The 5,010-nt window shown below is 74.1% G+C and carries 4 protein-coding genes; 2 read left to right on the top strand and 2 right to left on the bottom strand.

Features of this window, described 5'->3' with window-relative positions; translation table 11 throughout:
- Both B7L92_RS19855 and B7L92_RS19850 read right to left on the bottom strand, forming a co-directional pair.
- On the bottom strand, positions 1-1,142 hold a 1,142-nt coding region (locus B7L92_RS19855), incomplete at its 3' end, for a cellulose-binding protein (protein WP_081238864.1).
- 253 nt (positions 1,143-1,395) lie between these two features.
- Complete coding sequence (locus tag B7L92_RS19850; protein ID WP_081238863.1) at positions 1,396-2,715, bottom strand: radical SAM protein; 1,320 nt, start codon at positions 2,713-2,715, stop codon at positions 1,396-1,398.
- Positions 2,716-2,934: 219 nt separating this feature from the next.
- On the opposite strand from B7L92_RS19850, the gene B7L92_RS19845 reads away from it, so the two are divergent.
- Together B7L92_RS19845 and B7L92_RS19840 are read left to right on the top strand one after the other, a co-directional pair.
- Complete coding sequence (locus B7L92_RS19845) at positions 2,935-4,188, top strand: D-arabinono-1,4-lactone oxidase (RefSeq protein WP_081238862.1); 1,254 nt, start codon at positions 2,935-2,937, stop codon at positions 4,186-4,188.
- Between the two features lie 146 nt (positions 4,189-4,334).
- A partial coding sequence (locus B7L92_RS19840; protein WP_143626352.1) for an ROK family transcriptional regulator occupies positions 4,335-5,010 on the top strand: 676 nt, incomplete at its 3' end.

Here is a 5,010-nt window from a genome sequence, read left to right as displayed (position 1 = left end):
GTGCCCTGGGGCTCGGGGGCGGGCTCGTCCCGGTCCGGTGTGTGTGCCGCGGACGGCTTCCGGGGGCCGGCGGGGGTGCCGGACGGGTCGGCGGCGGAGGCGGTCGGGGAGGACGCCTCGGCCGAGGCGGTCGGCGGGGGCAGGCCGGGACCGGTCACCGACCGCCGGTCGGTGTCGGGGCGCACGGCGCTCTCGGCGTCCGTGTCGCCGAACGGCATCAGCGAGACCGTGAGCGCGAGCCCGGAGACCAGCACGGCGGCTGCCAGCAGGCCGTTGCGGGCGAGGCGCGCCCCGGCCGTGCCGTCCGCCGGGTCGCCGTGCTCCGGGTCGGCGCCGTCCCGGTGCCCGGTCCCGAGCCGCACCTCGGCGGCCCGGCGGCGGCGCTCCAGATAGGCGAGGCCGCCCCAGCCGACGACCCCGCCGACCAGCGCCCCGGGCAGTCCTCCGTCGTGCAGCCGCAGGCAGGCGGCGGCCTCGGCGCACGGCGCGCAGGTGGCGAGGTGCCGGGAGAGGTCGTCGGGGGTGTCGGAGGCGGGCGAGCGGGTGACGGCGTCGAGCAACCGGGCGTAGCTGCGGCACTCGGCGTCCATCGGGGAGTCGAGGTGGTTGCGGTGGCAGCGGTCCCGGAACAGCCCTCTCACCTGGTCGAGCTCCTCGGCCGCGGTCTCCGGGTCGAGGCCGAGCCGGCGGGCCACCAGGGGCAGCGGCAGGGCCTCCGCCTCGGCCAGCCACAGCAGTTCGGCGTCCGCCTGCTGCAGATCGCGCAGGGCGCGCAGGGCGACCGGGCGCTCCAGGGGCGGGCCCGTGTAGCGGGCGGCCCGGTCGGAGTGGAGCCACAGCCGCAGGTCGGGGTCGAGCCGGTGGCCCTGTCCCGCCTCCTCCCAGGCCGCCGCCGTGCCGCGAACGGCGGTCAGCAGCAGGGGTATCCGGGGCAGCCGGGAGGAGCGGCGGCCGGTGCCGCGGGCGGTGCCCGCCTCGGCCGCGCGGATCTCCCGTATGCCCTGGGCGAACGCCTCGCGGGCGAGCTGTGCGGCGGCGGCGGACCCGGACGTGCACAGGTCGGCGTAGGAGAGCACCGCGTCCCAGCACTCGGAGAACAGCGCCGCCTCGGTGGCGTCCTGGGGGCTCGGCAGGTCGGGCATGGGTCTCCTGCATCACGAACGAGGCCAACTCGCCGTACCAGTGGTGGAGTTGGGGGAACCTCGCGGCAGTGGACGAGCTTTTCACGTTCTCGGCTCACCTGACAAGCGCCGTCTTCGTCCGGTATGACGCGGTGGTCCGCACCCTCTCACCGGGGCCCTGCGCGAAGGAAGGCCGGGACTCCCGGTCCCGGCCTTCCGCATGCTCTTCCGCGGCGCTCGGAGGCGCTTGCGCGCCCCCTTCCCCGCCCCCTCCTCACACCTCGACCGACTCCTGCGCCGGGAGGCTGTCCATGAAGGAGCTGACGGAGAACACGGCGCGGCCGGGTCCGGGCGGACCGTAGCCGGGGGGCGAGGACAGGCCGAAGTCGTCCATGGTGGCGCGGTAGGCCTCGAGGAGCCGGATGTGGTACTCCAGCGGGGCGCCCTGCGGGTTGGCCTTGCCCAGCGGGGTGGTCGGCTCCGGGCACCAGGTGGTGAACCGGGGCGTGATGCCCTGCGACATGAAGAAGCGCAGGCCCTCGGTGGTGGAGGCGATGGCCTCGTCGACCGTCTTGAAGCCGAAGGGCTCGGCCATCTCGACGCCGGCGACGAAGTTGGGGATGACGTTGCGGGCGCCGAAGATCTCGGCGGAGTCGAGGATGCGCCGGTGCCACTCGTCGCGGCCGACGTAGCGCTCCTTGCCGGGGCAGTACATCTTGAACAGGTACTCGTCCCACACCTCGTAGTTGGGGTGGTAGATCTGCACGCCGTAGTCCTTGAAGCGCTGCACGTCCTCCTTGGGCAGCGCCTGGGCGACGACCTTGCCGATCCAGCGGCCGGGGAAGCGCTCCTCGATGGCCTTGGCGTAGTGGCCGTAGAAGTCGGCCTCGTCGCGACCGGAGACGGTCTTGGTGATGGCGCCGCCGGTGAGGGTGTAGGCGGTGGAGGCCTTCGCCGTGTCGTAGCGGTCGATGATCTCCAGGGCCTCGAGGACCTCCTCGACGTCCTTCACCCCGGTGTAGGGCCGGCCGGCCGCCTTGTGCTGGCGCCAGTTGTGGTTGATGTCGCAGTACTGGCACTCCTCCTTGGCGCCGAAATACTGGCAGACCCGGAAGACGGTCAGGTAGATCAGGTAGCCCCACTGGATGGTGGGTGCCACCTCCATGACCGACTTCCCGTTGGAGAGGGTGTGCCGGTAGTACTCCGGCATCGGCGGCACCCCGACGTCGGCGATGCGCTTCCCGTCGAGGTAGAGGCCGAGCACGCCGTCCTCGTTCGCGGCGACGCGGTACGGCGAGGAGGGGTTCACCCGGACCGAGACGACGGTGCGGCGCAGGTCGTAGGGGCCGCCGGTGAGGATGATCTCCTCCGGCGGGCGCCGGAGCGCGGCCTCGCCCAGCTCGGGCAGGGTGCCGTGGTCGAAGGAGAAGATGAAGTACGACTTCGGCTTGACCTCGCCGCTCTCGTTGTCGCTGAGGGCGGACGGGTCGAAGGCCACGCCGCCCCGGAGCAGGTCCTCCTTGAAAACGGCTTCCCGCGGCACGTGCGGGAACCGCTCCATCAGATCCTCGACCAGCGCGGTACGGCTGCCCATCTAGTGTCTCCTCCCGGCTCGGACGTACGACTCCTCACGGTATGCCCCCGCTCGGGTGTCCGGCGTGCCGGGTCCCCCCTCGTGGCGTGGGCCACTCCCACGCGTTCCCGGGAGAACCGCTCCCCGGCCGGTGGCCGGACCGGCTGTCCCGGGCGCGGAAGGGCGGGGTAGGTTCCGGCGGGGCCCGTTTTCCGGGCCCGATCCCGGGGAGGACGACCGATGACCGAGACCCTGACCAACTGGGCGGGCAACATCACCTACACCGCCGAGGAGCTGCACCGTCCGCGCACCCTGGACGCGCTGCGCGCGCTGGTCGCCGAAAGCTCCCGGGCGCGGGTCCTGGGCAGCGGGCACTCGTTCAACGAGATCGCCGAGGCCGGCGAGGGCGGCGTGCTGCTGTCGCTCGACGCGCTGCCCCCGCAGATCGACGTGGACACGGCGACCCGGACGGTCCGGGTCGGCGGCGGGGTGCGGTACGCGGAACTGGCCCGGCGGGTGCACGCGCACGGCCTCGCGCTGCCGAACATGGCGTCGCTGCCGCACATCTCGGTCGCCGGGTCGGTGGCGACCGGCACGCACGGCTCCGGTGTGACGAACGGCTCGCTGGCGTCGGTGGTGCGCGAGGTGGAGATGGTCACGGCGACCGGCGACACGGAGCGGACGAGCCGGGACGACGCGCGCTTCGGCGGGGTGGTCACCGCGCTGGGCGCACTCGGGGTGGTCACCGCGCTCACCCTGGAGCTGGAGCCGGCCTACGAGGTCGAGCAGCACGTCTTCACCGAGCTGCCGCTCGACGTGCTCGACGCGGGGACGTTCCAGGCGGTGATGGCGGCGGCGTACAGCGTGAGCCTGTTCACCGACTGGCGTGCCCCCGGGTTCCGTCAGGTGTGGCTCAAGCGCCGCACCGACCAGCCGCTCCGGCCGTTCCCGTGGGCGGCGCCCGCCACCGAGAAGATGCACCCGGTGCCGGGCATGCCCGCCGTGAACTGCACCGAGCAGTTCGGGGTGCCCGGGCCCTGGCACGAGCGGCTGCCGCACTTCCGGGCGGAGTTCACCCCGAGCAGCGGGGCGGAACTGCAGTCGGAGTACCTGCTGCCGCGGCGGTTCGCCGTCGACGTGCTCCACGCGCTGGACGGGATGCGGGAGACGGTCGCCCCCGTCCTGCAGACCTGCGAGGTGCGCACCGTCGCCGCCGACGACCAGTGGCTCAGCCCCTCCCACGGCCGGGACACCGTGGCCGTCCACTTCACCTGGATCGAGGACACCCGGGCGGTGCTGCCCGTGGTGCGCCGGGTGGAGGAGGCGCTGGCGCCGTTCGGGGCGCGGCCGCACTGGGGGAAGGTGTTCACCACGCCGGCGGCGGAGCTGCGCGCCCGCTATCCGCGACTGGACGACTTCCGGGCGCTGGCCCGCTCGCTGGACCCGGCGGGCACGTTCGCCAACGCCTTCGTCCGGGACCTGCTGGGCGACTGAACCGGCCGCACCGGCCCGCCCGCGACGCCGCCGGACGCCCTTCGTCGAACCCCTTTCCCAACCCCTTGTCGAAGGTCCTCGCCCCCCATAGCCTGGCCGGGCGCCGGTGCCGAGGCCGACGCCGGGAGGGACGGGGGCGGGCTCCGGTGAAGCGCACATCGCGGGACATCCGCACGGCCAACCGCTACGAGGTGCTGCGCCGGATCATCGCCGCGTCGCCCGCCTCCCGGCAGGAGCTGGCGGCCGCCACCGGCCTCAGCCTCGCCACGGTCGCCACCCTGGTCGGCGAGCTGCTCGACCTCGGCATGATCACCGAGGTCGGCTTCGAGGACTCGGCCGGCGGCCGCCCCCGGGGCCTGGTGGCCGTCAACGCGTCGGGGGGCACGCTGATCGGCGTCGACCTCGCCGAGACCTACGTCCGGGTCGAGCTGTTCGACCTCGCGCTGAACGTGCTGGCCCGCGCCGACGAGGAGGTGCCTCCCGGCGGGAACGGGCCCGAGCGGGTGGCGGGCCGGGTGGCCGCGGCGGTCGGTGCGGTGGTGGCCCGGGCCGGGGCCGACGGCGCGCGGGTGCTCGGGGCCGGGGTGAGCGTGCCGGGGCAGGTGGACCGGGACACCGGTGTCTGCGCGTACGCGCCGAACCTGGGCTGGCACGACGTGCCGCTGCTCGACCTGCTCGCCGGGCGTCTCGCGTACCCGCTGTACCTGGACAACCCGTTGCGGGCCTGCGCGGTGGCCGAGCTGTGGTTCGGGGCGGCGCGCGGGTGCGGGGACGCGGTGGTGGTCAACCTGGGCACCGGGGTGGGCGCCGGGCTGGTCCTGG

Source organism: Streptomyces viridosporus, from assembly GCF_002078235.1.
GTDB lineage: Bacteria > Actinomycetota > Actinomycetes > Streptomycetales > Streptomycetaceae > Streptomyces > Streptomyces viridosporus.
Note: the sequence above shows the minus strand (reverse complement) of the source record. Positions and strands in the feature narration are given on the sequence as shown.

What these genes read in the sequence shown, in the direction of transcription:
- B7L92_RS19850 (WP_081238863.1), bottom strand. Translation starts at nt 2,715, where the DNA reads ATGGGCAGCCGTACCGCGCTGGTCGAGGATCTGATGGAGCGGTTCCCG.
- B7L92_RS19845 (WP_081238862.1), top strand. Translation starts at nt 2,935, where the DNA reads ATGACCGAGACCCTGACCAACTGGGCGGGCAACATCACCTACACCGCC.